This window comes from Nesterenkonia sp. HG001 (assembly GCF_034438835.1).
Classification (GTDB): domain Bacteria; phylum Actinomycetota; class Actinomycetes; order Actinomycetales; family Micrococcaceae; genus Nesterenkonia; species Nesterenkonia xinjiangensis.
This window is the reverse complement of the sequence record NZ_JAOSZD010000007.1, coordinates 144001-169356: the sequence shown is the minus strand read 5'-3', so window position 1 is coordinate 169356 and position 25356 is coordinate 144001. Positions and strand designations below refer to the sequence as shown.

Annotated in this window: 18 protein-coding genes; 9 read left to right on the top strand and 9 right to left on the bottom strand. The window is 68.5% G+C overall.

The features are described from left to right. Positions 1–30: 30 nt before the first annotated feature. Positions 31–1317 (top strand): MFS transporter, encoded by a 1287-nt coding sequence (locus ODE13_RS12910; protein WP_322479646.1) that lies wholly within the window; start codon positions 31–33, stop codon positions 1315–1317. A gap of 75 nt (positions 1318–1392) precedes the next feature. Here ODE13_RS12910 and ODE13_RS12905 read toward each other — a convergent pair whose 3' ends face one another. Together ODE13_RS12905 and ODE13_RS12900 are read right to left on the bottom strand one after the other, a co-directional pair. Beyond that, a complete protein-coding gene (locus tag ODE13_RS12905; protein ID WP_322479645.1) occupies positions 1393–2496 on the bottom strand; it encodes a LacI family DNA-binding transcriptional regulator in 1104 nt (367 codons plus the stop codon). Positions 2497–2508: 12 nt separating this feature from the next. Then, positions 2509–4266, bottom strand: coding sequence for a glycoside hydrolase family 13 protein (locus tag ODE13_RS12900; protein ID WP_322479644.1), 1758 nt, complete (start codon positions 4264–4266; stop codon positions 2509–2511). A 193-nt stretch (positions 4267–4459) separates the two neighbouring features. Between ODE13_RS12900 and ODE13_RS12895 the strand changes: the two genes are divergently transcribed. From ODE13_RS12895 to ODE13_RS12870, 6 genes are all read left to right on the top strand, one after another. Then, complete coding sequence (locus tag ODE13_RS12895) at positions 4460–5710, top strand: maltose ABC transporter substrate-binding protein (RefSeq protein ID WP_322479643.1); 1251 nt, start codon at positions 4460–4462, stop codon at positions 5708–5710. 6 nt (positions 5711–5716) lie between these two features. After that, a complete protein-coding gene (locus ODE13_RS12890) occupies positions 5717–7360 on the top strand; it encodes an ABC transporter permease subunit (protein WP_322479642.1) in 1644 nt (547 codons plus the stop codon). A gap of 1 nt (position 7361) precedes the next feature. Continuing rightward, positions 7362–8261: a sugar ABC transporter permease gene (locus tag ODE13_RS12885; protein WP_322479641.1), complete on the top strand. Its 900-nt coding sequence runs from the start codon at positions 7362–7364 to the stop codon at positions 8259–8261. A gap of 8 nt (positions 8262–8269) precedes the next feature. Next, positions 8270–10207, top strand: a complete 1938-nt coding sequence (locus ODE13_RS12880) for a glycoside hydrolase family 13 protein (protein ID WP_322479640.1) — start codon at positions 8270–8272, stop codon at positions 10205–10207. Between the two features lie 246 nt (positions 10208–10453). Further along, a complete protein-coding gene (locus ODE13_RS12875; RefSeq protein WP_322479639.1) occupies positions 10454–10981 on the top strand; it encodes a DUF6504 family protein in 528 nt (175 codons plus the stop codon). A 45-nt stretch (positions 10982–11026) separates the two neighbouring features. Then, the gene (locus tag ODE13_RS12870; protein WP_322479638.1) at positions 11027–14455 is read left to right on the top strand and encodes a DNA polymerase III subunit alpha; all 3429 of its coding nucleotides are present in this window, start codon (positions 11027–11029) and stop codon (positions 14453–14455) included. Here ODE13_RS12870 and ODE13_RS12865 read toward each other — a convergent pair. Next, the gene (locus ODE13_RS12865; protein ID WP_416210694.1) at positions 14380–14778 is read right to left on the bottom strand and encodes a DUF779 domain-containing protein; all 399 of its coding nucleotides are present in this window, start codon (positions 14776–14778) and stop codon (positions 14380–14382) included. The genes ODE13_RS12870 and ODE13_RS12865 overlap by 76 nt on opposite strands. Positions 14779–14875: 97 nt before the next feature. After that, positions 14876–16399 carry an aldehyde dehydrogenase gene (adh, locus tag ODE13_RS12860; RefSeq protein WP_322479636.1) on the bottom strand — a complete coding sequence of 508 codons (1524 nt, stop codon included), beginning with the start codon at positions 16397–16399 and terminating at the stop codon, positions 14876–14878. A 320-nt stretch (positions 16400–16719) separates the two neighbouring features. Between adh and ODE13_RS12855 the strand changes: the two genes are divergently transcribed. Beyond that, on the top strand, positions 16720–17931 hold the full coding sequence (locus ODE13_RS12855) for a transcriptional regulator (protein ID WP_322479635.1): 1212 nt from the start codon (positions 16720–16722) through the stop codon (positions 17929–17931). 103 nt (positions 17932–18034) lie between these two features. Continuing rightward, positions 18035–19066, top strand: coding sequence for an alcohol dehydrogenase AdhP (gene adhP, locus ODE13_RS12850; protein WP_322479634.1), 1032 nt, complete (start codon positions 18035–18037; stop codon positions 19064–19066). A 5-nt stretch (positions 19067–19071) separates the two neighbouring features. Here the strand turns inward: adhP and ODE13_RS12845 are convergent, their stop codons facing one another. The 5 genes from ODE13_RS12845 to ODE13_RS12825 all read right to left on the bottom strand — a co-directional run bounded on the left by ODE13_RS12845 (position 19072) and on the right by ODE13_RS12825 (position 25145). After that, positions 19072–20706 carry a hypothetical protein gene (locus tag ODE13_RS12845; RefSeq protein WP_322479633.1) on the bottom strand — a complete coding sequence of 545 codons (1635 nt, stop codon included), beginning with the start codon at positions 20704–20706 and terminating at the stop codon, positions 19072–19074. A gap of 17 nt (positions 20707–20723) precedes the next feature. Next, positions 20724–21359 carry an ABC transporter ATP-binding protein gene (locus ODE13_RS12840; protein ID WP_322479632.1) on the bottom strand — a complete coding sequence of 212 codons (636 nt, stop codon included), beginning with the start codon at positions 21357–21359 and terminating at the stop codon, positions 20724–20726. A 70-nt stretch (positions 21360–21429) separates the two neighbouring features. Beyond that, the gene (locus ODE13_RS12835) at positions 21430–21828 is read right to left on the bottom strand and encodes a VOC family protein (protein WP_322479631.1); all 399 of its coding nucleotides are present in this window, start codon (positions 21826–21828) and stop codon (positions 21430–21432) included. A gap of 85 nt (positions 21829–21913) precedes the next feature. Beyond that, entirely contained in the window at positions 21914–22903 is a 990-nt protein-coding gene (locus tag ODE13_RS12830) for a heme o synthase (protein ID WP_322479630.1), read from the bottom strand. 160 nt (positions 22904–23063) lie between these two features. Then, positions 23064–25145, bottom strand: a complete 2082-nt coding sequence (locus tag ODE13_RS12825) for a DNA topoisomerase IV subunit B (protein ID WP_322479629.1) — start codon at positions 25143–25145, stop codon at positions 23064–23066. Positions 25146–25356 lie beyond the last annotated feature (211 nt).

Genomic DNA, 25356 nt, shown 5'->3' with positions numbered 1-25356 from the left:
TTCCCAGGGTCCGGGAGTAGGCTGGCGGTCGTGCCTGCCGACCCTCGATCTCCCGCAGCCGCGGGGAACCCGCAGCATCATATGCGTCTGTTCCCCTTCCATACTGTGGTGCTCGGGGCACTGATCCCGGCCTTCATCTTCAGCATCGGGATCGGTGCCATGCTGCCGATCATCGCCCCGCACGCCGTCCAGCAGGGAGCCACGCTCGCCGTGGCCGGGGTGATCGCCGCGATGCTGCCGGTCGGGCAGATCCTGGCGGACATCCCCGCGGGAGCTCTCGCCTCCCGGATCGGTGATCGCCCGGCGATGCTGCTGGCGGGCGGGACAGCCTGCCTGGGCCTGTTGGGCGCTGCCCTGGCCGACTCGCTGATCGCTCTCGCGCTGGCCATTCTGCTCGTCGGCGCCGCCAACGCGGTGTTCCACCTCGCCCGACATTCGTATCTGACTGAGATCACCCCGCCGATGCACCGGGCCCGGGTGCTCTCCACCCTGGGCGGCGTCCACAGGATCGGGCAGTTCGTCGGCCCGTTCATCGGAGCGCTGGTGCTGCAGACCGGGGACCTGCGCCTGGTCTTCCTGCTGGCCACGGCGACGGCGGCGGCCGCATCCGTGACAGTCGCGCTCTCCCGACCGGAGGAGCGACGCAGACACCCGGACCAGCGACGCTCCGACTCGGAGGCCGAGGACGCCGTTGTGCGACCGAGCCTGCGCACGGTGCTGCGTGATCATCGCGCCCTGCTGCTGACCCTGGGGGTGCCGGTGCTGCTGGTGGGCTGCATCCGAGGTGCACGGCAACAGGTCATCCCCCTCTGGGGAGAGCATCTCGGACTGGATCCGGCGACGATCTCGATCATCTACGGGATCGCCGGCGGCATCGACATGCTGCTGTTCTATCCGGCCGGCAAGATCATGGACCACTTCGGTCGGCTGTGGATGGGTGTGCCGGCGATGGTGGTCCTCGGGCTCGCCATGGCCCTGGTGCCGCTGACCCAGGCAGCCGCTCAGCTGACCTGGGTGGCGGTGGCACTCGGCCTGGGCAACGGGTTGGGCTCGGGGATCATGATGACCGTCGCCTCCGACGTCGCACCCTCCGCCGGGAGACCCCAGTTCCTCGGTGCCTGGCGGCTCCTGCAGGACCTGGGCATCGCCGCCGGCCCTCTGATCATCGCCGCAGGTGCGGCGCTGGGCTCGCTGGCGGCCGGCATCTGGGTGGCCGCCGCGATGGGGCCCGCGGCGGGTGCCGCTCTGCAGCGCTGGCTGCCACGCTGGTCGGTGCACGCGAATCGCACCACGCGGCGTCGAGCCGGACTGCTCTGAGGCCAGGGCCGCTCTCAGAGATGGAGGGTTTCCTCGACCATGGGGACACGTCGGTGGGGCCCCTGCAGAACGCGTTCAGGCCATGCGCGGTGCGGAGGTGCTGCTGCGCACCACCAGCTCATAGGGCAGGGGCCCAGGCACCTGCTCCGGCCCGGCCAGGGACCTGGACGCCTCCGCAGAGGTCGCGGCGGAGTCCGGAACCGGCGGACCATCGGCAGGATCTGAGCCCGAGCCGGCGGGACGGGGGTCCTCGATGCGCTCCAGAATGTCCCGGGCGGCCTGCCCGCCCTGGTTCAGCGGGTGCTGGTCCACCGTGGTGAGCCCGAAGAGCGGCCCCAGGTCATGGCCGTCCATGCCGACGACGGAGATGTCCTGCGGGACCTCCAGCCCGAGCTCCCTGGCTGCCAGAAGTGCACCGATCGCCATCTCATCGGAGAAGGCCACCAGGCCGGTCGGCGCCGCCTCCGAACGTCCGAGGATCAGCTTCGCGGCGCGGTGACCCCCCTCGATGGTGAAGTCGGCGGTCACGCAGAGCCGTGGATCGGCCTCCAGCCCGGCCTCGGCGAGAGCGTCACGGAAGCCGGCCTCGCGGCGCGCAGGGATGTGGAAGTCACGGTTGAAGCTGGCCTCGGCACCGATCCGGCCGATACGGGTGTGCCCCAGCCGCAGAAGATGTTCCACGGCGAGCCTGGCGAGGGCATGGTCGTCGACGGCTCGGCCGAACAGGCGAGGGTTCGAGCCCCCGAGGGTGAGGACCGGGATGCCGAGCTGGGTGAGCTGATCGATCTCCTCGGTGTCCAGCTCCATGGCGACCACGATCAGCCCGTCGACCCGGCGCCGACGGAGGAAGGAGGAGAAGATCTCGCGGCGGAGCTCCTCATCATCGGAGACGTTGTACAGCGTCAGATCGTAACCGCGCCGACTGAGCTCCTCCGAGATGCCGGTGAGCACCGTGGAGAAGAACCAGCGGTGCAGGTCAGGGAGCATGACCCCGATGTTGCGGCTGCGTCCCGAGGCCAGGCTCGAAGCAGCCGAGGAGACCACGTAGCCGAGCTCGCCGGCCACCCGCAGGACCTTCTCCCGGGTGAAGGGAGAGACGTGTCCACGCCCGCTGAGGGCGCGGGACACCGTCGCGGACGACACTCCCGCGGTGCGGGCAACCTCATCGATGCTGACCACGGTCTCGATTCCTCAGCTGAACTCGGGGCTCTCCGGCGAGACCAACCATACAACGGCGTCGGACGGAAGCAGGGCGGCCGCTCCCCCGACGGAGCTCCGTTCGACGCCGTGCTGAGCCGACGGGAGGTGGGTGCTGGCCGCCAGCACCGTCGCGGCGGCGGGCAGTGCCACCGGGTCCGCACCCAGGTTCGCCAGCACGACGACGCCCTGGTTGCGCAGGGCGAGCACCTCGGCGGCCTCGGCGCCCAGCAGGTCCTTGACATCGAGCCACTCCACCGACCCCTCCCCCAGCCGGTGGGTCCGGCGCAGCGCGAGCAGCCGGCGGTACATCGAGAGGGTGGAGTCGGCGTCGTGGCGCTGTCCGTCGCGGGCATACTCCCCCCAGCCCTGCGGCTGCGGGATCCAGGAGCGTCCGGTGGCGCTGAAGCCGTGAGCCGGAGCGTGGGCCTCCCACGGGATCGGCACCCGGCACCCGTCACGGCCGTATCGCTCACCGGAGGTGCGGAACCAGGTGGGATCCTGGCGGGCGTCGTCAGGGATCTCGAGCACCTCGGGCAGACCCAGCTCTTCCCCCTGGTAGAGGTAGGCGGAGCCGGGCAGGGCCAGCATCAGTGCGGTGGCCGCCCGGGCCCGCTGCAGGGCTTGGGAGCGGTCAGGCAGCCCCGGAGAGTCTGGACCGATGCCCGCGCCCTGCGGACTTTCGGCGGTCAGCCCCAGCCGGGTGGCGTGGCGGACGACGTCGTGATTCGACAGCACCCAGGTGCTGGGCGCTCCCACGGAGCTGAAGGCGGTCAGCGAGTCGTCGATGGTCCGCCGCAGCGCCGAGGCGTCCCACGGAGTCTCCAGGTAGTGGAAGTTGAAGGTCTGGTGCATCTCGTCGGGGCGGACCCACAGGGCGGTCTTCTCGATGGTGGAGACCCAGGCCTCCCCGCACAGGGCGCGGTCCCCGTCGTACTGGGCGAGCAGACGGTTCCAGTCTCGGTAGATGTCATGCACACCTACCTGCTCCCAGTAGGGTGCCGGCGTCGCGTCGCCGCCCATCGAGGCGGCCTGCGGGTCCGGGGTCCAGTCCGGGAAGGTCGGGTCCTTGACCATGCCGTGTGCGACGTCCACGCGGAACCCGTCCACCCCCCGGTCCAGCCAGAAGCGCAGGATGCGACGGAACTCCTCCCGGACGTCCTCAGAGTCCCAGTTGAAGTCCGGCTGGCTGGTGTCGAACAGATGCAGGTACCACTGTCCGGGGCTGCCGTCCGCCTCGGTAACCCGGGTCCAGGCGGGGCCGCCGAAGATGGACTCCCAGTTGGTGGGCGGCTGGTCGCCCTCGGGGCCGCGGCCCTCCCGGAAGATGTATCGCGCACGCCCCGGCGAGCCCGGCGCGGCGGTCAGCGCCGCCTGGAACCAGGGGTGCTGGTCCGAGGAGTGGTTGGGCACCAGGTCCACGATGATGCGGATCCCCCGGGCGTGGGCTGCGGCCAGGAGCTCATCGAAGTCGGCGAGCGTGCCGAAGAGCGGGTCGACGTCGCAGTAGTCGGCGACGTCATAGCCGGCATCCTTCTGCGGGGAGACCATGAAGGGACTCAGCCACAGGGCGTCGACGCCCAGCTCGTCCAGCGCATCCAGTCGGCCGGTGATGCCGCGCAGATCACCCACCCCGTCGCCGGAGGCGTCGGCGAAGGAGCGCGGATAGATCTGGTAAATGACGGCGGTGCGCCACCACTCGGGGGCTGCGAGGGCCTGGGGAGTGTGGCGTGCCTCGTGGCTGGTGTGCATGATCACACTGTACTGGCAAGCGTTTACATTTCACACCTCCGGCAGGACTGGTATCGCTGCGGCTTGGGAAGCCAATCTCGATGCTTGCAATGACCGGTGACCTGACTCATACTGGAAGCGCTTGCAGTGAGGTGGCTCACGTGGCCTCCTCCATCGCACCTGTCATGCACATCGACGATCAGAGGGACACACCATGAGGCCCAACACCACCCGAGCCCGCGGCGCCGGCGCCGCCCTGGCCGCCGGAGCGCTGCTGCTGACCGCCTGCGGCTCCGATGACGCGACCGCTGAGGGCGGCGGTGACGCCGAGGGCCCCGAGGCCACCGGAAGCCTGACCGTCTGGGTCGATGCCGACCGGGCCGACGTCCTCCAGGACGCCGCCGCAGATTTCACCGAGGACACCGGAATCGACGTCGAGCTGGTCCAGCAGGACTTCGCCGACGTCAGGGACCAGTTCGTCTCGCAGGTCCCCACCGGCGAAGGCCCCGACATCGCCGTCGGCGCCCATGACTGGCTGGGCACACTGGTCACCAACGGTGTCGTCGCGCCGATCGAGATCGGCGACAAGGCGGAGGAGTTCCAGGACGTCGCCCTGGAGGCGTGGTCCTATGAGGGCAACCTCTATGGTCTGCCCTACTCCATCGAGAACATCGCCCTGCTGCGCAACGCCGAGCTCGCACCGGATGCCCCGGAGAGCTACGCGGAGATGGTCGCCATCGGGGAGGACGCCGATGTCGACTACCCCTACCTGGTGGGTCTCGATCCGACTGAGGCCGATCCCTATCACCTCTACCCGTTCCAGATGTCCTTCGACGCCCCGGTCTTCGGTACCGACTCGGAGGGCGGCTATGACGCCGCCGACCTGCGCATCGGCGAGGAGGGCGGAGTGGACTTCGCCGAGTGGCTCGCCGAACAGGGCTCTGAAGGGCTGCTGAACACCAACATCGACGGCGACCTGGCCCGGGAGAACTTCGTCGACGGCAACACGCCGTTCCTCATCACCGGCCCGTGGAACGTGCCCGCCGCCCTGGACGCCGACATCGACCTGCAGGTGGACCCGATCCCGGCCGCGGGCGATCACGCGGCGCAACCCTTCGCCGGAGTGCAGGGCTTCTTCCTCTCCGCGCAGAGCGAGAACGTCGTCGCCGCCACGACGTTCCTCACCGAATACATCGGTTCCGCCGAGATCCAGACCGCCCTCTACGAGGTCGGTGGCCGGGCCCCGGCGCTGACGGAGTCCTTCGACGCCGCCCTGGCCGATGACGAGATCGTCGCCGGATTCGGCGAAGTCGGCGCCGAGGCCGTCCCGATGCCCAACATCCCGGAGATGGGAGCCGTCTGGGAGTTCTGGGGCACCACCCAGGCCGCGATCATCGAGGGCGACGGCGACCCGGCCGAGCTCTGGGAGCGCATGGCCGATGACATCGCCGGAGCCATCGACTGACCCGTGATGACCACCACCTCTCCCGCCCCTGAGAAGTCCCCGGCGGCCGCGGAACACCCCCGCGGCCGCCGGCCCCCCGGGAGGAGGCATCGGCAGGCCGAGCGCCTGGCCGAGGCCGCCTCCGTGGGATGGAAGCTGCTCGTCGTCAAGATCCTGATCCTGGGCGTGCTCAACGCCGTCGCCGTCTACGCGGCCCTGGTGCTGTTCGCCAGCGACCAGCCGCTGGTCGGGGGCGTCGTCGTCGTCGCGGGGATCCTCATCTCGTGGATCTACTTCCGCCGCGGCGGACTGCCGGCGAAGTACCTGCTTCCCGGTGTGGCGTTCCTGCTGATCTTCCAGATCTTCATGGTGCTGTACTCCGGGTACGTCGCCTTCACCAACTACGGCACCGGACACAACAGCGACAAGGACGACGCGGTGCACGCGATCATGCTGCAGAACCAGGAGCGCGTGCCGGACTCCCCCACCTACTCGCTCGCTGTGGCGGAGCGCTTCGGCGAGCTCTCCTTCGTGGTCACCGACCCGGCAGGCGATGTCTTCATCGGTTCCGCGGAGCAGCCTCTGGAACAGGTCGACGGAGCCGTGGTCGATGCCGGGCGCGTGGTCGACGTCCCCGGACATGACGTCCTGGACTTCGCCGAGGTGCTCCAGCGCCAGGGGGAGATCACCCAGCTGGCGGTGCCCTTCAGCGAGGACCCCAATGCGGGCATGCTCCGCACCCAGGATGCGCAGTCGGCCTATCTCTACACCTCTCGGTATGTCTACGACGCCGAGGCCGACACCATGACCAACTCAGACACCGGGACGGTCTACGCCGACACCGGTGAGGGCGCGTTCAGCTCCCCGCAGGGTGAGGAGCTGATGCCGGGCTGGCGGATCCACGTCGGCCTGGACAACTTCGTGCGTGCCGCCACCGAGCCCACGATTCGTGGCCCGCTGCTCTCGGTGACGATCTGGACCTTCGCCTTCGCGTTCCTCTCGGTGGCGACGACCTTCGTCCTGGGCCTGTTCCTGGCGATCGTGTTCAACGACGCCCGGATGCGAAGCCGCAAGTACTACCGGCTGATCATGATCCTGCCCTACGCCTTCCCCGGGTTCCTCTCCGCACTGGTCTGGGCAGGCATGCTGAACCAGGAGTTCGGCTTCGTGAACAACGTCATCTTCGGAGGCGCCCAGATCCCCTGGCTGACCGATGCCCTCCTGGCGAAGGTTTCGATCCTGCTGGTGAACCTCTGGCTGGGGTTCCCCTACATGTTCCTGGTCTGCACCGGCGCGCTGCAGGCGATACCCGACGAACTCACCGAGGCCGCGCAGATGGACGGCGCCAGGCCCTTCCAAGCCTTCCGGATGATCAAGCTGCCCCTGCTGCTGGTCTCCCTGGCACCGTTGCTGATCTCGGCCTTCGCCTTCAACTTCAACAACTTGACCCTGGTGTACATGCTCACCGGAGGCGGGCCCCGCGATCTCGACGCCGGCATCAATGTCGGTGCCACCGACATCCTCATCACCCTGGTCTACAAGGTGGCCTTCGTCGGTGCCGATCGAGACTATGGGCTGGCCAGCGCCTTCGCGATCATCATCTTCCTGCTCGTCGGCACCGTCTCGGTGATCGCCTTCCGGCAGACCAAGTCACTCGAGGAGCTGAACTGACATGAGTGTCGACACTGACAGCGCCCCTCGCCCCCTCCGCACCGGCCGGCCCTTCCGCGTCTGGATGCGCCAGACCGGCTGGCGTCATCTCGTCGGTGCGGTGATCGTGGTCTTCTCGATCTTCCCGCTGGTCTACGTGTTCTCCGCCTCGCTGAACCCCGGCGGCACGCTGATCACCGCCAACTCGCTGTTCCGGAACATGAGTCTGGACAGCTATGTCGAGCTGTTCGACCGACCCCAGCAGCCCTACGCCGCCTGGTTCGGGAACACGCTGTTCATCGGCCTGACCTCCTCGGCGGGAAGCGTGCTGCTCGGCGCACTGGCCGCCTATGCGTTCTCCCGGATGCGGTTCACCGGACGGCGGGTCGGGCTGATCACCCTGCTGCTGGTGCAGATGTTCCCGCAGCTGCTGGCGATGGTCGCGATCTTCCTGCTGATGCTCTCCATCGGGGAGATCTTCCCGGCCATCGGGGTGAACAGCCAGATGGGACTCATCCTGGTGTATCTGGGCGGGGCGCTGGGGGTGAACACCTATCTGATGTATGGGTTCTTCAACACGATCCCGCAGTCCATCGATGAGGCCGCACGCATCGACGGCGCCGGTCACGCCCGGATATTCTTCACCATCATCCTGCCGCTGGTCTCTCCGATCCTGGCGGTGGTGGCGCTGCTCTCGTTCATCGCGACCACCAACGACTTCGTGGTGGCCTCGGTGCTGCTGATCGACCCGGACAAGCAGACTCTGGCGGTGGGGCTCTATCAGTTCATCTCCCAGGAGACCTCGCAGAACTGGTCGATCTTCGCCGCGGGCGCGGTGCTGGCCGCGATCATCCCGGTGGCGCTGTTCCTGGCCCTGCAGAAGTACATCATCGGTGGACTGACCGCCGGAAGCGTGAAGTGAGGAGACCCATGCCAGCACCCGCCCACCCGTCCCCGGCTCCAGCCGACCTGCTCCCCCATCACGACGGCTCACCCCTGCATGTCTCGGACGGCGCCCCCGCTCTGGGCGAGCGCGTGCGGGTGCGGCTGCGCGTGCCGGAGGGCTTCGGCCCGCTGGAGGCGGTCATGGTGCGGTCCAACCCGGACCGCGAGCCGACATGGGACGAGGCCGAGCCGCTCGGTGCTGCGGGCGGCTGGCAGTGGTGGGAGGCCGAGGTCACCGTGCACAACCCCCGCCATGGCTACCGCTGGCTGCTGCGCGGCGCCGGCCGTGTGCACTGGCTGAACCAGTCCGGTCTGCACCCCGGGGAGGTCCGCGACGCCGATGACTTCGTCCTGCTGGCCACCCCGGCGGCTCCGGCCTGGCTGGCAGAGTCGGTGATGTACCAGATCTTCCCGGACCGGTTCGCCCGGTCCGCAGAGGCCGCGGATCGTGAGACTCCTGAGTGGGCGATCCCGGCCGCCTGGGAGGACCCGGTGGACCCCGTGATGCCGTGCAGGAGCCAGCAGCTCTACGGCGGTGACCTTGACGGGATCGTGGAGAAGCTGGACCATCTGGCCGAGCTCGGAGTGGACCTGATCTACCTGACGCCGATCTTTCCGGCGGCCTCGAACCATCGGTACGACGCGGCGAGCTTCGAGCGGGTGGACCCGCTGCTCGGCGGCGATGAGGCCTATGTGCGTCTGGTCCGGGCCGCCCACGCCCGAGGCATGCGGGTCATCGGGGACCTGACGAGCAACCATTCCGGGGATCGCCACGAGTGGTTCCAGGCCGCTCTTGCCGATCCTGGGGCCCCAGAGCGGCAGTACTACTACTTCGCCGAGGACGGCTCCTACGAGTCCTGGCTGGGCACGCCGTCACTGCCGAAGTTCGACTGGTCCTCCGAGCAGCTGCGCGAGAGGTTCATCCAGGGGGCGGACTCGGTGGTCGCCCGCTGGCTGCTGCCGCCCTTCGAGGCCGACGGCTGGCGGATCGATGTGGCGAACATGACCGGACGGCTGCGCGACGTCGACCTCAACGCCGAGGTGCGGCAGATCCTGCGCCGCACCATGGAGAGGGTCAGCCCGGACACCGTGCTGCTGGCCGAGTCCACCAATGACGCCACTGAGGATCTGCAGGGAGACGCCTGGCACGGGGCCATGACGTATCCGGCCTTCACCCGACCGCTGTGGTCCTGGTTGAGCGATCCCACCGGGGAACCTTGGACCACAGCGGAGGGCTCCCAGTGCACCGAGCCGTGGTTCTTCGGCCTGCCGCTGGGCGGGATCCCGAAGATCACCGCCGCGGAGTTCGCCCAGGCGGTGACCCGATTCTCCGCCGGGATCCCGTGGCGGATCCGACTGGGGAACATGCAGCCGCTGAACACCCATGACACCGCGCGGTTCTCCACGCACGCGGCCCAGGGAGCCATGCCGCTCGCACTGGGGCTGGCGATGACCCTGCCGGGGGTGCCGGTGCTCTTCGCCGGGGACGAGTTCGGGCTCACCGGGGCCGACGGCGAACTCAGCCGCACTCCGATGCCGTGGGGCACGGAGTCCCAGCCGGAGGTCGCCGAGCAACTGCGACTGTGCCGGGAGCTGGTCGGTCTGCGCCGCGGTCATGAGGTGCTGGCCCGCGGCGGGATGCGCTGGGTCCACGCTGACGACGACGCCGTGGTGTTCCTCCGCGAGTCGGCCCAGGAGAGCCTGCTGGTGCTGGCCACCATGGCTGAGCGTGAGATGGAGCTTCCTGTGGTGGCCGTGCCGGGGCTGGCGGCGTCCTGCGGTCAGCGGGATGAGCCGGCGATCTCGCGTCTGACCGGTGAATCTGTGTGCGACCTCTCCGGTGAGACCATGCGGATCTCCGCCCTCGGCCCGTCCTTCACCGTGTGGCGGCTGCCCGGGGTGCCCGCCCCCGCTGCGCGCTGAGCGTTGCGCCTGCCGGCGGTGTCGGAGGATAACTCCGGCACCTCGGCAGGCGCCTGCCTGCGGTGTCGCACGCCCGCCTGCCTCGCATGTCAGCGGTCCGCCGTAGCCTCCCTTTGTATTCGAAACTGTGTTCGAACTACGATGGAGGGGCGAGAGGCGGTGCCTCGCTCCCCGCTCGCTCCTTCCCATCGTCAGCGAACACTGCACCTGCGCGCCTTCGGGCGCTGGACCTAGGGAGTAGAGCTGATGAGCACCACCTCGACCACCCCCGCCCTTCCCGGCGTCGTCCGCCTCGTCGCCCCGGAGGAGGCTCGCCGCCTCGCCGCCGCGAGGAGCCAGAGCGCCGCGAGCCGATCCTCGGCCCCTGCTTCTGGCTCTGCTTCTGGCTCTGCCTCTGGCTCTGCCTCTGGCTCTGCCTCTGGCTCTGGCGCAGGATCCCGGAACGATGCAGCCGTCATCCCGCTGTCGCGGGCCCTCACCGAGGAGCTGACCGTCGAGTGCGACGAGACCGGCATCCCGCACCGACTGTGCTGGCGGGATCGCTGGCATGCCGTCGTGGAGGAGCCGGTCCGCTGGTTCGAGCGCCGTCGCTGGTGGCTCGAGGACGCCCGGGTCGAACGCGGTCGCGGTGCAGGGGTCGTCGACCATGAGATCTGGCGGCTCCAGATCCGCCTGGAGGCCGCCTCCCGGGCCGTGCCTCGCACCGTCGACCTGAGCCGTCACGCCGGCTCCGGACGATGGCGGCTGCTGAGAGTCCACGATGCGGCGGCCTGATCTCACCGCCCCTGACCGGCTCACCCCACCTCGGGGAGCACGCTGATGGGTGGGTTCGTGCATCTCGACGTCGCCTCCTCCTTCAGCGCCCACTACGGTGCCAGCTGGCCGGAGGACCTGGTCGCGGCGGCCGCCGCGGACGATGCGGACGCCATCGCCTGCGTGGACCGGGACGGCCTGTACGGGGCGATCAAGCATGTCACCGCCTGCCGCGTCCACGACGTCTCCCCCATCCTCGGGGTGAACCTGCAGGTCATCGAGGAGCTCCCCGACGGCGGCCTGGCGGACCGCGGGCGGGTGGTTCTGCTCGCCCACGGTTCGGCGGCCGGGTATGCGGCGCTGTGTCGGGCGGTCTCTGCCGCCCATCTGCGGGACACCGGCGCAGGGCCCCGCCTCGGCCTCGCTCGGCTGGTGGAGCTGGCCTGCCCCGCAGGGGTGCGGACCGTGGCCTCCGGGGAGGCTGATCCGGCACTGTTCGTGCTGCTGGGGCCGGAGAGCGACGTCGGTACCGCTGCGGCCACCCGACGCTACGCCCAGGCCCGGGGGCTGCTGCACGGCTGGCGATCGGCCCTGGGGGCCGCCCCGCTGCGGATCGAGGTGGTCTCCCACCTCGCCCCTCCCGGAGAGGCGCTCTCCACCGCCCATGCCGCGCGGATGCTCGCGATCGCCGAGGACTGTGCAGTGGACCCGGTGCTGACGAACATGGTGCGCTTCGCCCAGGAGGACGACGCCACCACCGCCGATGTGCTCGACGCGGTCCGGGTGCTCTCCAGTCTCCACGTCACCGAGACCCTGCAGCCCAACGGCCAGGGCTGGCTCAAGCCTGCCCGGACGATGGAACGACTGGCCGGGGAGATCTGCGCGTCCAGCTCGGCGGCACACATCGACGCCGTGGACCTGCTCGAGCACACCCGGGCGCTGGCGCAGCGTTGCCTCCTGGACCCGGTGGCGCACATGAGCTTCCGCGTGCCGAAGGTCCCGGAGGCCCGGGTGATCGGGCTGGGCAGGCAGGGGCGGTGCACAGATCCGCGCCGCGAGCTGCGCCAGCGCTGCGAGGCCGGGCTCACCGCGCGGTTCCCCCGGCTGTCCTCCTCAGCCGCCGCGCAGGTGAGGGGGCGGTTGGAGCATGAGCTGACGATCATCGAGGATCTCGGCTTCTCCAGCTACTTCCTGACGGTCGCAGAAGTGGTCGAGATGGTCGAGCAGATGGAGGTGCGGGTCTCGGCGCGCGGCTCAGGGGCCTCCTCTCTGGTGAATCATCTGCTGCGGATCAGCGCGGTGGACCCGATCGAGCATGATCTGATCTTCGAACGTTTCCTCTCACGGCGCCGTTCCACCCTGCCGGACATCGACATCGACGTGGAGTCGGCCCGCCGCCATGAGGTCTACCACCGGATATTCGAGCGGTTCGGTGGTGAGCGCACCACGCTGATGAGTATGCAGAACAGCTATCGGATCCGCGGAGCCGTGCGCGACGCCGGCCTCGCTCTGGGACTGCCGGAGGAGGAGATCGCGCAGATCGCTGAGACCATGTGGCGTTTCCCGGCCAGTCGGTTCCGAGAGGCGCTGGCGGAGAAGCCGGAGCTGCGCACCCTGGCCGCCCGGTTGGACTCCGAGCGGTCGCAGGGGCGCCAGCAGCTGGACCTGCTGGTGGATCTCACCGAGCGGCTGGACCGGCTTCCCCGGCATATTTCCACCCACCCCTGTGGGGTCATCCTGGGCGATGAGCAGCTGCTGGACCTCACGCCGGTGCAGCCCTCCGGGGTGGACGGACTGCCGATGAGTCAGTTCGACAAGCACGACATGGACCCGATGGGTTTCCTGAAGCTGGACGTGCTGGGGGTGCGCATGCAGTCCACCATCGCCTACGCCCTGCAGGAGGTGCGGCGCACCACCGGGGAACGGATCGAGCTGGAGGCGGTGGACCGCGACGACGAGGCGACCTATCGACTCATCCAGTCCACCCACACTTTGGGCTGCTTCCAGATCGAGTCTCCGGGGCAGCGGGAGCTGGTGGGCAAGCTGGTGCCACGACGCTTCTCTGACCTGGTGGTGGACATCTCGCTGTTCCGACCGGGGCCGATGGGGTCCGGCATGGTGACCCCTTATCTGGAGCGGCGGCATGGTTTCGAACAGGTGGCCTCCCCGCACCCGGACCTGGCCGACGTCCTGGCCGAGACCCACGGGGTGACGATCTACCACGAGCAGGTGCTGCGCATCTTCGACACGATGACCCGCTGCGGACTGGCCAAGGCCGATGAGCTCCGCCGTGCACTGGGCGGCGAGACCCATGACACGGTGAAGACCTTCTTCCGCACCCGGGCCGCAGCGCGCGGGTATGCCGACGGGGTGATCGAGGAGGTCTGGGAGATCCTGGACAGCTTCGGCTCCTTCGGCTTCTGCAAAGCTCATGGGGCGGCCTTCGCGGTCCCGACCTTCGAGTCCGCCTGGCTGAAGACCCACCATCCGGCGGCTTTCCTCGCCGGGCTCTTCGAACATGATCCAGGCATGTATCCGCTGCGGCTGCTGGTGGCCGAGGCCAGGCGTCTGGGAGTGCCGCTGCTGGGCATGGACGTCAACCGCTCCACCCGGCACTATGTGCTGGAGGAGCTGGATGAGCCGGCCGCAGCGGGCATCCGCATGGCGCTGACCAGCCTCAAGGGAATCAGCGAAGCGGAGATCGACAGGATCGTGGAGGCCCAGCCCTTCGACTCGCTGGCGGACCTGCGGGATCGGGCGCGTCCGAAGCGTCCCACGCTGCGCGCACTGGCACAGGTGGGGGCCTTGGACTCACTCATGCCCGGGGGCCTGGGCCGACGGGGGGACCTGATCGCCGCCGTCGCGGACCGGACCCGGGCGCGGGTCTCCTCGCCGCGACGCCGGGAGGTGGCCGGCCAGCTGCCGTTGCCCCTCCCGGACGTGGAGGTCTCCTCCCTGCCGGAGACGCATCCCTCCCCCACCAGGGAGGAGCTGATCAGTGACGAGCTGCGACTGACCAGCATCGACGTCACCGGCCATGTGATGGAGAACCATTGGGCGGCGCTGGACCGCTTCGAGGTGACCCGGGCGGAGGACCTGCTGGAGCTGCGCAGCGGCGCCACCGTGCGAGTGGCCGGAATTCGGGTGGCCACCCAGACCCCGCCGATGGCCAGCGGCAAGCGGGTGGTGTTCATCAGTCTCGACGACGGCACCGGCTGCGCTGACGTCGCGTTCTTCGAGGAGGCCCAGAGCAACGCCGGGGAGATCCTCTTCACCGCCCAGCTGATGCTGGTGGAGGGCACGATCCGCCGCACCGGACCGCGGGCGGTGAGCATCCAGGCAGCCGACGCCTGGGACCTGCGGCGCGAGGACCACCTGGAGCGGCTGCGGCTGAGCCCTCCCCCGGCCCGGCGGAGGGCTCAGCCGGTGCGGACCGGCTCCAGATCCTGGGACTCCTCGTCGGTGAAGAGGCGGGAGCGGATCACGAACCGGTGACCGGTGGGCCCTTCGATGGAGAAACCCGCCCCACGGCCAGCGGCGACGTCGATGGTGAGGTGGGTGTGGGACCAGTACTCGAACTGAGCCTGGGAGATCCACACCGGGACAGGTTCGCCGGTGCCGGCGTCGAGTTCGCCGAGCAGCACATCCGAGGAGCCGGTGAGGAAGGTCCCCTGGGTGTAGCACATGGGGGCGGAGCCGTCGCAGCAGCCTCCGGACTGGTGGAACATCAGTGGCTGGTCATGCTCTGTGCGGAGGCGGCGCAGCAGGGCTGCGGCCTCCTCGGTCAGGGCGACACGTGCATGGGGCATCGTCCTCATTCCCTTCTCCTGGTGGGGCGTCCTTGGGACGGAGACGCCCGCCGCCCGGGGCTCCCCCGGCGGCGGGCCGTCATCCGGCTCTGTGGCGACCTGCTGATCAGAACAGGCCGGCAGCTCCTTCGGAGTAGCTGACCAGCAGGTTCTTGGTCTGCTGGTAGTGGCCCAGCATCATCGCGTGGTTCTCCCGGCCGATGCCCGACTGCTTGTACCCGCCGAAGGCGGCGTGGGCGGGGTACTGGTGGTAGCAGTTGGTCCAGACCCGTCCGGCCTGGATCTCCCGGCCCGCGCGGTAGGCGGTGGCACCGTCGCGGGACCACACCCCGGCTCCCAGTCCGTAGAGTGTGTCATTGGCGATGTCCATGGCATCCTGGTAGCCGGAGAAACCGGTCACCGAAACCACGGGGCCGAAGATCTCCTCCTGGAAGATCCGCATGGAGTTGCTGCCGCGGAAGATCGTCGGTTGTACGTAGTATCCCCCGGAGAGATCCCCGCCGAGGTCCACCTGCTCGCCGCCGAGCAGCACCTCCGCGCCCTCCTGCTTGCCGATGTCGATGTAGGAGAGGATCTTCTCCAGCTGATCGTTGCTGGCCTGCGCGCCGATCATGGTGCTGGTGTCCAGCGGGTCGCCCTGCACGACCTTCTTGGTGCGTTCGACGGCATCGGCGAGGAACCCGTCCATGATGGTCTCGTCAATCAGGGCGCGCGACGGGCAGGTGCAGACCTCACCCTGGTTGAGCGCGAACATGGTGAAGCCCTCCAGGGCCTTCTCATAGAAGGCGTCCTTCTCCCGGGCGACGTCGGAGAAGAAGATGTTGGGGCTCTTGCCGCCCAGCTCCAGGGTGACCGGGATGAGGTTCTGGGAGGCGTACTGCATGATGAGTCGGCCGGTGGTGGTCTCTCCGGTGAAGGCGATCTTGCGGATCCTCGGGCTGGAGGCCAGTGGGGCTCCGGCCTCGGCGCCGAAGCCGTTGACCACGTTGAGCACCCCGGTCGGCAGCAGGTCGGCGATCAGCTCGGACAGCACCAGGATGGATGTCGGCGTCTGCTCGGCGGGCTTGAGCACCACCGTGTTGCCGGCGGCCAGCGCGGGGGCGAGTTTCCATGTGGCCATCAGCAGCGGGAAGTTCCAAGGGATGATCTGGCCGACCACGCCCAGCGGTTCGTGGAAGTGGTATGCCACAGTGTCGCCGTCGATCTCACTGATCCCGCCCTCTTGGGCGCGGATGGCGGAGGCGAAGTAGCGGAAGTGGTCAACGGCCAGCGGCAGGTCGGCGGCCAGGCACTCACGCACCGGCTTGCCGTTGTCCCAGGTCTCGGCCACCGCGAGCATCTCGAGGTTCTCTTCGATCCGGTCGGCGATGCGGTGGAGTACCAGCGCACGCTGGGCGGCGGAGGTCCGGCCCCAGTCAGGAGCCGCCTGGTGTGCGGCGTCGAGGGCGAGCTCGATGTCCTCGGCGTCGGACTGAGCGATCTCGGTGAAGGTCTTCCCGGTGACCGGGGACGGGTTCTCGAAGTAGCGTCCTTTGACCGGGGCGACCCATTCGCCGCCGATCCAGTTCTCGTACCGGGCTTTGAAGCTCACCAGGCTCTCGGGGTGGCCGGGCTGCGCGTAGACGCTCATGGGGACTCCTTCGTCAGGGATGGCATGTCAGAGCTGTGTCACCGCCAGATCAGTCTCGCCACGAGGAGCACGCCTCCGTCGGTGAGCCGGCACCAGTGACATTGACCCAGCATGTGAGCTGATTCACACAGTGATGACGCTAATGGACGGGCCGTTGCATCGACGTTGCAGCTCCGCCCCGGATGGAGAGGCCTCGCCGCCTGGGTTCATGGCCTATCCTGAAAGTCGATCCCATGTGTGCTGTATCACGTACGCGACAGCCGGTGAACCGTTGCCCGATCCGCGGCGGAGTATTGACGATGCGCCCCTCAGGAGGCTCCATGATGCGTGAGGCCGTCCCCGACGAGCCGCAGACGTGGGAGGCGCTGCCCCCGATGCTGCGCGAGTCGTGGCGTCGCTCCTCGGGATATCTGAAGGACCCGGGTCATGCGTCGCCGCCCATCGACCTGTCTGAGTCTGACCTTCCGGGCGCCCGCCGGGAGCACCCGCTGTCGGCTGCGATGCCGGTGTTCGATCGTCTGCTGATCCAGCCAGCGCGGGACGCAGGTCTCATCGTCGCCGTCGGAGACGCCCAGGGGCGACTCCTCTGGGTCGACGGCGATCGCCCGACGCTCCGCCGTGCTGAGTCCCAGGGATTCCAGGCGGGGGCCAATTGGTCGGAGCGAGCGATCGGCACTTCTGCGCCTGGCACCGCACTGGCCAGCGGCCGGGCCGTCAAGGTGGATCAGGAGCAGCACTTCGCCGTCGCGGCGCACCGATTCTCCTGCTCCGCGGCTCCGGTCCACTGCCCACACACCGGCGGACTGCTCGGCATGGTGGACATCACCGGAGGGCGAGAAGCGGTGGCCACCCATTCCCTTCCGCTGGTCGTCGCGGCGATCGCCGCGGCTCAGGGGGAGCTGCGCTCCACCGCGGCAGGGCAGGGGCTGCCGCGTCTCATCACCCTGGGCCAGGAGTCCCCGTCCCTCGCCCGGGGCCCCGCCTCGTGGCGCCTCAGCCCCCGACATGCCGATCTGCTCGTGCTTCTGGGCTGGGAGACCGGAGGACCCCGGGGTCGAGCCGAGGCGGGAATGAATGCCGCCCAGCTGGCCGAGGACCTCTTCGGCGAACCCGGGCACGAGGTGGCCCTGCGCGCCGAGGTCAATCGCCTGCGCCGAGTCCTGACGCAAGTTCCCGCCCCGGAGCCCGGCCTGACGCTGCTGTCTCGCCCCTACCGGCTCTCACAGCCGCTCCCCCTGGATGCGGTGGACGTCTACGAGGCGCTACGCCGGGGTGACCGGGCCACGGCACTGGACCTCTATGCCGGAGACCTCCTCCCCCGGTCCCAGTCCCCCGGCATCACCCGCATCCGGTGGGAGCTCTCCGCCATGCTTCGCGAGGCCGTGCTGCAGGACGGCTCCCCCCTGGAGATCTGCCGCTACCTGCAGCTTCCCGAGGCGGGCGGCGACGAGGCCGCCCTCCGGGAGGCTCTGCGCCTGCTGCCTCCGGACTCTCCCGAGCGAGCCCTGCTCGTGGCGCGTTCCGCCACGTGAGCCTGGACATCCGCCTGAGGCGCCGAGCGGCGCAACTCCCCTGCAACCTCAGTGTGAATATCGTCACATGTGCCATCATCGGACGAACACACGAGGAGTGACGATGAGCACCATGACAGCAGCAGTCGTCGAGCAGTTCGGCACCGAGCTGAATGTCCGTGAACACGATCTGCCGGAGCCGGGCCCCGGGCAGGCCCTAGTGAAGCTGCAGGCCTCGGGCGTCTGCCACACCGACCTCCATGCCGCGGAGGGGGACTGGCCGATCAAGCCCACCCCGCCGTTCATCCCCGGCCATGAGGGCGTGGGCGTCGTCGAGAAGGTCGGCCCCGGCGTGACCGAGGTGGAAGTCGGTCAGACGGTCGGGAATGCGTGGCTCTGGAGCGCCTGCGGGGCCTGTGAGCACTGCCGCACCGGATGGGAGACCCTGTGCGAGCAGCAGATCAACGGCGGGTACGCCGTCGACGGCTCCTTCGGGCAGTACATGCTGGTCGACGCCAAGTTCGCCGCGGCGATCCCCGACGGAGCAGACCCCTTCGAGGTCGCTCCGGTGCTCTGTGCCGGAGTGACGGTCTACAAGGGCCTGAAGGTGACCGGGGTGCGGCCCGGTCAATGGGTGGTGATCTCCGGCATCGGCGGTCTCGGCCACCTGGCCGTCCAGTACGCCGCGGCCATGGGGATGCGCGTCATCGCGGTGGACATCGCCGACGACAAGCTCGCCCTGGCGGAACGGCATGGGGCGGAGATCACGCTCAATGCTCTGGGGGCCGACCCGGCCGAGGAGATCCAGCGCCGGGTGGGAGGGTCCCATGGCGTTCTGGTGACTGCGGTCCACCCGGATGCCTTCCGCCAGGCCATCTCGATGACTCGTCGAGGTGGGACCATCGTCTTCAACGGCCTACCGCCGGGCGAGTTTCCGGCCCCGATCTTCGACATCGTCCTCAAGGGGCTGACGATCCGCGGCTCGATCGTCGGAACGCGTCAGGACATGGTCGAAGCTCTGGAGATCTACTCGCGGGGCAAGATCCATCCCACGATCTCCACACGCCCGCTGGGAGACATCAACGCCGTCTTCGACGAGATGCAGCATGGCAAGATCGACGGCCGCGTGGTCATCGACTTCGCGCAGGAGGACTGAGCCGTTCAACAGGACTGAGCCAGACGCGGGGCTGCCACGAGGCACCCCAGGGCGGCGACGGCGGCGAGGACCGCCGTCGCCGCCACCTGCGTCCACGGCTCGTGGACGAGCACGGCGACGCCTGCCAGTGCCGCTGTGGCGGCGAGGGCTCCGCGGACGCTCCCGAGCAGCAGGAGCACCCCGGTGAGGTCCCCCAAGGGCGTAGGGACGGGCGGGATCCCCGCCAGTGGTGTGTCGCCGGAACTGACCTCCTGCAGGAGCCGACAGCTGAACATGATGACGGCGACGGCCAGAGCCCAGCATGTCCCCTGCGCTGCGGCATCGAGAGAAGACCAGCGTCCGCTACCGATGCCTCCCTCGGGCACAGCCCGCGAGAGGCTGACGACGCAACCGATCATCACGCTGGGCGAAGCGACGGCCAGGGGCCACAGGCAGTGTCGCATCGTCGACTCGCGCCGGGACCAGCCGTAGAGCGGAGCGGCCTGCAGCTCCTCCTGCAGTCCGCGGAGCCCCGGACTTACTCCGACGAGACCGGCGTCGAGCAAGAGGCAGAGGGCCAGCATTGCTGCGGCGCCTGCGACGACGTCCCCAGAGCCATACCCGGTCGCCGGGCCGATGAGTCCGACGACCATGCCTGCGGCGATCAGCAGCACCACGCTCCGTAGTGCCTGTCCAGGATGCCGGAGGGAGGCCGTTGCATCCTGTCGCCATCCGACCGACAAGGCGCTGAGCCTGCGATGCCTCGCTTTCTGCAGCGAAGGCCCCAAGCTCATGGGTGGATACCGCCGCGGCGGGGACCGTGTCGCCTCTGCGGCGCGGCGCATATCTCCGCTTCCAGCCAGGAACAGCACGGCCTCAAGACGCTGCGCCTGAGCCATGATCCTGGTGGCCGGCACCGCGCCGAGGCCTGAAGGCAGCCCCCGATACAACGCCCAGGCGAATGCCGTCAGCGCTGCAGCCGCAGCCAGCAGCATCCAGTCCGCAGGGGCGGCGAGCTCCCCTGTCACCAGCAGCCCGTACCAGCCTCCGGTGGTGGGCAGAATGGTCGGGAACCACATTGTCGCCACGCCCGTGAGCACCAGGATGAGGACAGCCATGCCGTTGGCGACACCTGGGGCCAATCGTTGCCCCACAGCCCAAGCCAGGCTCGTCTGCCCGCCCAGGACCAGACCGGTCAGAAGCACCAGCAGGGGCGGGATCCCGGTGGCACCTTGCCCCAGAGACCCGCCGGAGGCACTGAAGGTGAGGCTGGCTGAAGTGAGGCCCACGATCAGCATGCCCAGTGTCATGTTCCTGAGGGCAGCGGGACCCAGCACCCTAGGGCGCGGGATGCCGGTGGCCAGCAGGACGTGCGCCCTGAAGGACGGCAACAGAGCGGGACCGCAGCGGGTCCCGACCCAGAGCCCGAACGCCTGCACAGCGGAGGCTCCCAAGGCGACTCGATCAGCTCCGGCCGCGATGACGCCGTGGAGCGGCTCCGCCAGCAGCTCTCCGAGGACCCAGAGGGCGGGGAGGACCCCGAAGACCACCAGAATCCCGCCGACGTACAGGGCCAGCCCTGTCCCGCCGTCACGGCGGAGGCTGCGCAGGACCCCTCGGGTGCGGCGCAGGCGGAGTTGATATGTCGCCCTCTCGTGCATCCGCATCTCCCTGACGCTCATGGAGTCCGATCAGCCGCCGCCAGGGAGATGCAGCAGTCGGCCTGCTCCATGAGTCTGTGGTCATGCGTCGCGAGCACCACCGTGGTCCCTGCCTGTGCCCGTTGCTTCAGCAGGTCTCCGAGCTGACAGATCCGCTCCTCGTCCAGGTGGCGCTCAGGCTCGTCGAGAAGCAACAGACGGGATGGGCGATGACAGGTCAGAGCGAGCATGACGAGCTGCAGCTCTCCGGCAGAGAGTTCATGCACGAAGCGCCCGGAGAGATGAGCGGCCTCCAGAGCAGTGAGCTGGGCATCTGCTCCGGCCCACGGGTCACGATATGGCCACCAGGATGCACCCACCACCGCCGTCTGCTCCCGGACGGTGAGGTCCCGGGCCAGCGGAGGCGTGTCGATGAAGGAGGCCACGGCTTCACGGAATCGCCCACTCGACTCATCGGGAGGGCTCCCGTCGACGAGGCAGCGGCCGGAGGTGAGGGTGCGTCTGCCCGCGATCACCGAGAGGAGGGTGGACTTTCCTGACCCATTGGGGCCGCTCACTGTGGTGAGCAGTCTTGCAGGCAGCTCTGCGTCGAGGGGTGCCAGCATCGTCACGCCACTGGCGGAGACAGCGGCACGTCGGCAGAGGACATCCATCGAAGTCAGCGTACCAGCGCGCGTCAGTGAACTGCGTCGTCAACGTAGTGAGGGACGTGCGGGGGCGTGCTCACATGTCCCGGGAGGAGAGGACGCAGAACTCATTGCCCTCCGGGTCTGCCAGCACGGTCCAGGTGGCGTCATCCGGAGCGCCGACGTCGACGATCCGGGCTCCGAGGTCGAGCAGCCGCTCGATCTCGGCGTCACGGTCATCGCTGATGTGTGGTGCGAAGTCCCAGTGGAGCCGGTTCTTGGTGTTCTTCTCGTGCCCCACCGGCACGAAGAGCATGCCCGGAGGCACGCGATGGAAGTCGAGGATCTCCACGAAGTCCTTCGCCCAGGGCGGCAGGACCGCGGCTTCCTTCTCCGTCTCGAAGGCCACGTCCCAGCCCAAAGCCTCAGCCCACCACCGGGCCAGAGCTCGGTGGTCTCTCGCCTCGACGACCGTGGAATACCAGCGCAGAGACATCGTCCTCCCTCCCCACCATGCCGCCGGTGGCTGCTCTGCCGCCGAGGCAGGCGCCGTCGCACGGGGCGGCGGCTGGAAGTTCAGGCTAGCTCATCAACGGGGCGCCGATGAAGGGATCGAGGGCCAGGCCCACGAAGAGAAGCGTGAGATACATGATCGACAGGTGGAAGACCTTCATGGCCTTCTTGTCGGTGAGCGATTCCCGCTGAGCCTGACGGTGCAGCACGTGACACTCGTAGAGGAACCAGCCTCCGGAGACCGCCGCGAAGGCGGTGTAGGTGATGCCTGCCCAGCCCATGGGGATCAGCAGCAGTGAGCAGACCACCGTCGCCCAGGCGTAGAGGACGACCTGCACGGAGACGGTCTTGGCAGTGGCCACGGCGCCGAGCATGGGGACGTCGGCCGTCTGATAGTCGGTGCGGTACTTCATGGACAGTGGCCAGTAATGGGGCGGGGTCCAGAGGAAGATGATGAAGAACAGCACCAGCGCGGGCCACTCGACGCTCTCGCGGACCGCGGCCCAGGCGATGAGCACGGGGAAGCATCCAGCCAGACCGCCCCAGATGATGTTCTGTTCGGTGCGCCGCTTCAGGATGATCGTGTAGATGACCACGTAGAAGAACATGGCCGCCGCTCCGAGACCGGCTGCCAGCGGATTGGCGCCGATCCATAGGATGGCGATCGCCACCGCGCCGAGCAACGAGGCGAAGACGAACGCCTCCCGCGGAGTGAGCTCCCCGGTGACCAGCGGACGCTTCTTGGTCCGGTTCATGAGCTTGTCCATGTCCCGGTCGATGTAGCAGTTGAACGCGCCCGCAGAGCCGGCTGCGCAGGCGCCGCCGACCATGGTGGCGAGAACCAGCCAGAAGTCAGGGAATCCCCGCTGGGCGAAGATCATCGTGGGAAGCGTCGTGACCAGCAGCAGCTCGATCACCCGCGGCTTCGTCAGCGACCAGTAGGCCGCCGCTTTGCGGCGCCACTGCGGCCGTGCCTCACCGGCCGGGTGTCCCGGGGTCGGTGAAGAAGCGGGCGGCGCGGGCGCGCCGGACAGGGCGCCGGAGGGGTTCTGGGTCACGTCTGATGCTCACAATGGGTCAAGGTGCAGTCGCGGTCGGGGCCCAGTCTATCGTCAGATCGCCGTCCCCCGCGCTGTCACGCGCCAGTGAGGCAGAGTATTTCGACACGTTGTAGAAGAACTGATGGCAGGCGCGGCGCACTGGTACGCCGGATCCGCCTCAGGCGTCGATGCGTTCGCGGTCAAGCGCCTGCGAACCCTCGATGATGAAGTCCTTGCGCGGCGCCACGACTGAGCCCATCAGCAGGTCGAAGACCCGCTCGGCGTTCTCCGCGTGCTCCACCCGGATGCGCCGCAGGGAACGGAAGGCCGGATCCATGGTGGTCTCCGAGAGCTGGTCGGCATCCATCTCACCCAGTCCCTTGTAGCGCTGGATGGGCTCCTTGTAGCGCAGACCCTCGGCCTCGAGACGCGCCAGCAGCTGGTTCAGCTCGGCTTCCGAATAGGTGTAGCGCACTTCGTTGGGCTTCTTTCCGGCGTGCACCACTTCTACTCGGTGCAGCGGAGGCACGGCGGCGAACACCCGTCCCTCCTCGATCATCGGTCGCATGTATCGGAAGAAGAGCGTCAGCAGCAGGGTGCGGATGTGGGCGCCGTCGACGTCGGCGTCTGTCATCAGCACCACTTTGCCGTAGCGCGCGGAGTCGACGTCGAAGGTCCGGCCCGAACCGGCGCCGATCACCTGCAGGAGGGCGGCACACTCGGTGTTGGAGAGCATGTCCGAGACGGAGGCCTTCTGCACGTTGAGGATCTTGCCTCGGATCGGCAGCAGAGCCTGGTAGTCAGAGGAACGGGCCAACTTGGCCGTGCCCAGCGCGGAGTCCCCCTCCACGATGAACAGCTCGGTGTTCTCCACACCCTTTGATCGACACTCCACCAGCTTCGCCGGCATCGAGGAGTTCTCCAGGGCGTTCTTCCGACGCTGGGTCTCCTTGTGCATGCGCGCTGAGATGCGCGACTTCATCTCCGAGACGACCTTCTCCAACACGGCGGTGGCCTGTTGCTTCTCCCCACGCCTGGTGGAGGTCAGCCGCTGGCCGAGCTCCTTCTCCACCACCTTGGAGACGATCTGACGTGCCGCAGAGGTCCCGAGGATCTCCTTGGTCTGGCCCTCGAACTGGGGCTCGGCGATGCGCACCGTCACCACGGCGGTCAGCCCCGCCAGGACGTCGTCCTTCTCGAGCTTGTCATTGCCGGCCTTGAGCCGCCGGGCGTTGGCCTCCACGTTCTTACGGAAGGTCTTCAGCAGCGCCTGCTCGAAGCCGGTGAGGTGGGTTCCGCCCTTCGGCGTGGAGATGATGTTGACGAAGCTGCGCACGTTCGCGTCATAGCCCACGCCCCAGCGCATCGCGATGTCCACTTCGCAGTCCCGCTCGACGTCCTGCATGTGGCTCCGGCCGTCATCGCCGATCACCGGCACACGCTCGGTGAAGCTCCCCTGACCCTGGATCCGCCAGATCTCGGTGACGGGAGAATCGGTGGACAGGAAGTCGACGAACTCCCCTATCCCGCCGTCGTACTGGAAGACCTCCTCCGAGGGAGTCTCCCCGCGCTGATCGCGCACTGTGATGCGCAGCCCTGGGATGAGGAATGCGGTCTGCCGGGCGCGATTGCTGAGCTCCTCATCGTCGAAGCGTGCATCCGGGGTGAAGATATGGCGATCCGCCCAGTATCGGATGGTGGTGCCGGTGGTGCCTCGTTTGGCCTTGCCGACCACCTCCACCGGGGAGCCCTCCGCCGCCGGCGTGAAATCGGCATCCGGGTCCGCCCTGCTGCCGGCGAAGATGCCCGGCTCGCCGCGGCGGAAGGACATCTGGTAGACCTTGCCGCCACGCGTGACCCGGGCGTCGAGCCGCGCGGACAGCGCGTTGACGACCGAGGCGCCGACCCCGTGGAGTCCTCCGACGGCGTTGTAAGAGCCACCGCCGAACTTGCCGCCGGCGTGGAGCTTGGTGAAGACCACTTCGAGCCCGGAGAGGCCGGTGCGAGGCTCCACGTCGACGGGGATGCCTCGGCCGTCGTCGGTGACCTCCACCGAGTCATCCGGATGCAGGACGACGGTGATGGTCGAGGCGTAGCCCGCCAGCGCCTCGTCCACCGAGTTGTCGATGATCTCCCAGAGACAGTGCATGAGACCACGGGAGTCGGTGGAGCCGACGTACATCCCCGGTCGCTTCCGGACCGCTTCCAGGCCCTCGAGCACCGACAGATGCCGAGCGTCGTACTCGGATCGCTTTGCCACGGATCTCCTCCTGCTGGACTCGGGTCGCGCACCGTCTCGACGTCGCAGCATCTCGCCTTCGCGGCGACGGCGCGTGCCGCATAGGACACAGACGTTGCCAGCGTATCCGGCGGAACCTCACACTGCCTTCAGAACCGCCGCAGGACCGTCGTATCCGTCCAGATGGGCCGCTCACCGCGTACGCGGTGAGCGAAAGGCCCGGGAAACGGGC

Excerpts from the sequence above, each read along its gene's own strand:
- ODE13_RS12900 (WP_322479644.1), bottom strand. The coding sequence starts at position 4,266 with ATGCACACCAGCCACGAGGCACGCCACACTCCCCAGGCCCTCGCAGCC.
- ODE13_RS12895 (WP_322479643.1), top strand. The coding sequence starts at position 4,460 with ATGAGGCCCAACACCACCCGAGCCCGCGGCGCCGGCGCCGCCCTGGCC.
- ODE13_RS12890 (WP_322479642.1), top strand. The coding sequence starts at position 5,717 with ATGACCACCACCTCTCCCGCCCCTGAGAAGTCCCCGGCGGCCGCGGAA.
- ODE13_RS12885 (WP_322479641.1), top strand. The coding sequence starts at position 7,362 with ATGAGTGTCGACACTGACAGCGCCCCTCGCCCCCTCCGCACCGGCCGG.
- ODE13_RS12880 (WP_322479640.1), top strand. The coding sequence starts at position 8,270 with ATGCCAGCACCCGCCCACCCGTCCCCGGCTCCAGCCGACCTGCTCCCC.
- ODE13_RS12875 (WP_322479639.1), top strand. The coding sequence starts at position 10,454 with ATGAGCACCACCTCGACCACCCCCGCCCTTCCCGGCGTCGTCCGCCTC.
- ODE13_RS12870 (WP_322479638.1), top strand. The coding sequence starts at position 11,027 with ATGGGTGGGTTCGTGCATCTCGACGTCGCCTCCTCCTTCAGCGCCCAC.
- ODE13_RS12865 (WP_416210694.1), bottom strand. The coding sequence starts at position 14,778 with ATGAGGACGATGCCCCATGCACGTGTCGCCCTGACCGAGGAGGCCGCA.
- adh (WP_322479636.1), bottom strand. The coding sequence starts at position 16,399 with ATGAGCGTCTACGCGCAGCCCGGCCACCCCGAGAGCCTGGTGAGCTTC.
- ODE13_RS12855 (WP_322479635.1), top strand. The coding sequence starts at position 16,720 with ATGATGCGTGAGGCCGTCCCCGACGAGCCGCAGACGTGGGAGGCGCTG.
- adhP (WP_322479634.1), top strand. The coding sequence starts at position 18,035 with ATGAGCACCATGACAGCAGCAGTCGTCGAGCAGTTCGGCACCGAGCTG.
- ODE13_RS12845 (WP_322479633.1), bottom strand. The coding sequence starts at position 20,706 with ATGCACGAGAGGGCGACATATCAACTCCGCCTGCGCCGCACCCGAGGG.
- ODE13_RS12840 (WP_322479632.1), bottom strand. The coding sequence starts at position 21,359 with ATGGATGTCCTCTGCCGACGTGCCGCTGTCTCCGCCAGTGGCGTGACG.
- ODE13_RS12835 (WP_322479631.1), bottom strand. The coding sequence starts at position 21,828 with ATGTCTCTGCGCTGGTATTCCACGGTCGTCGAGGCGAGAGACCACCGA.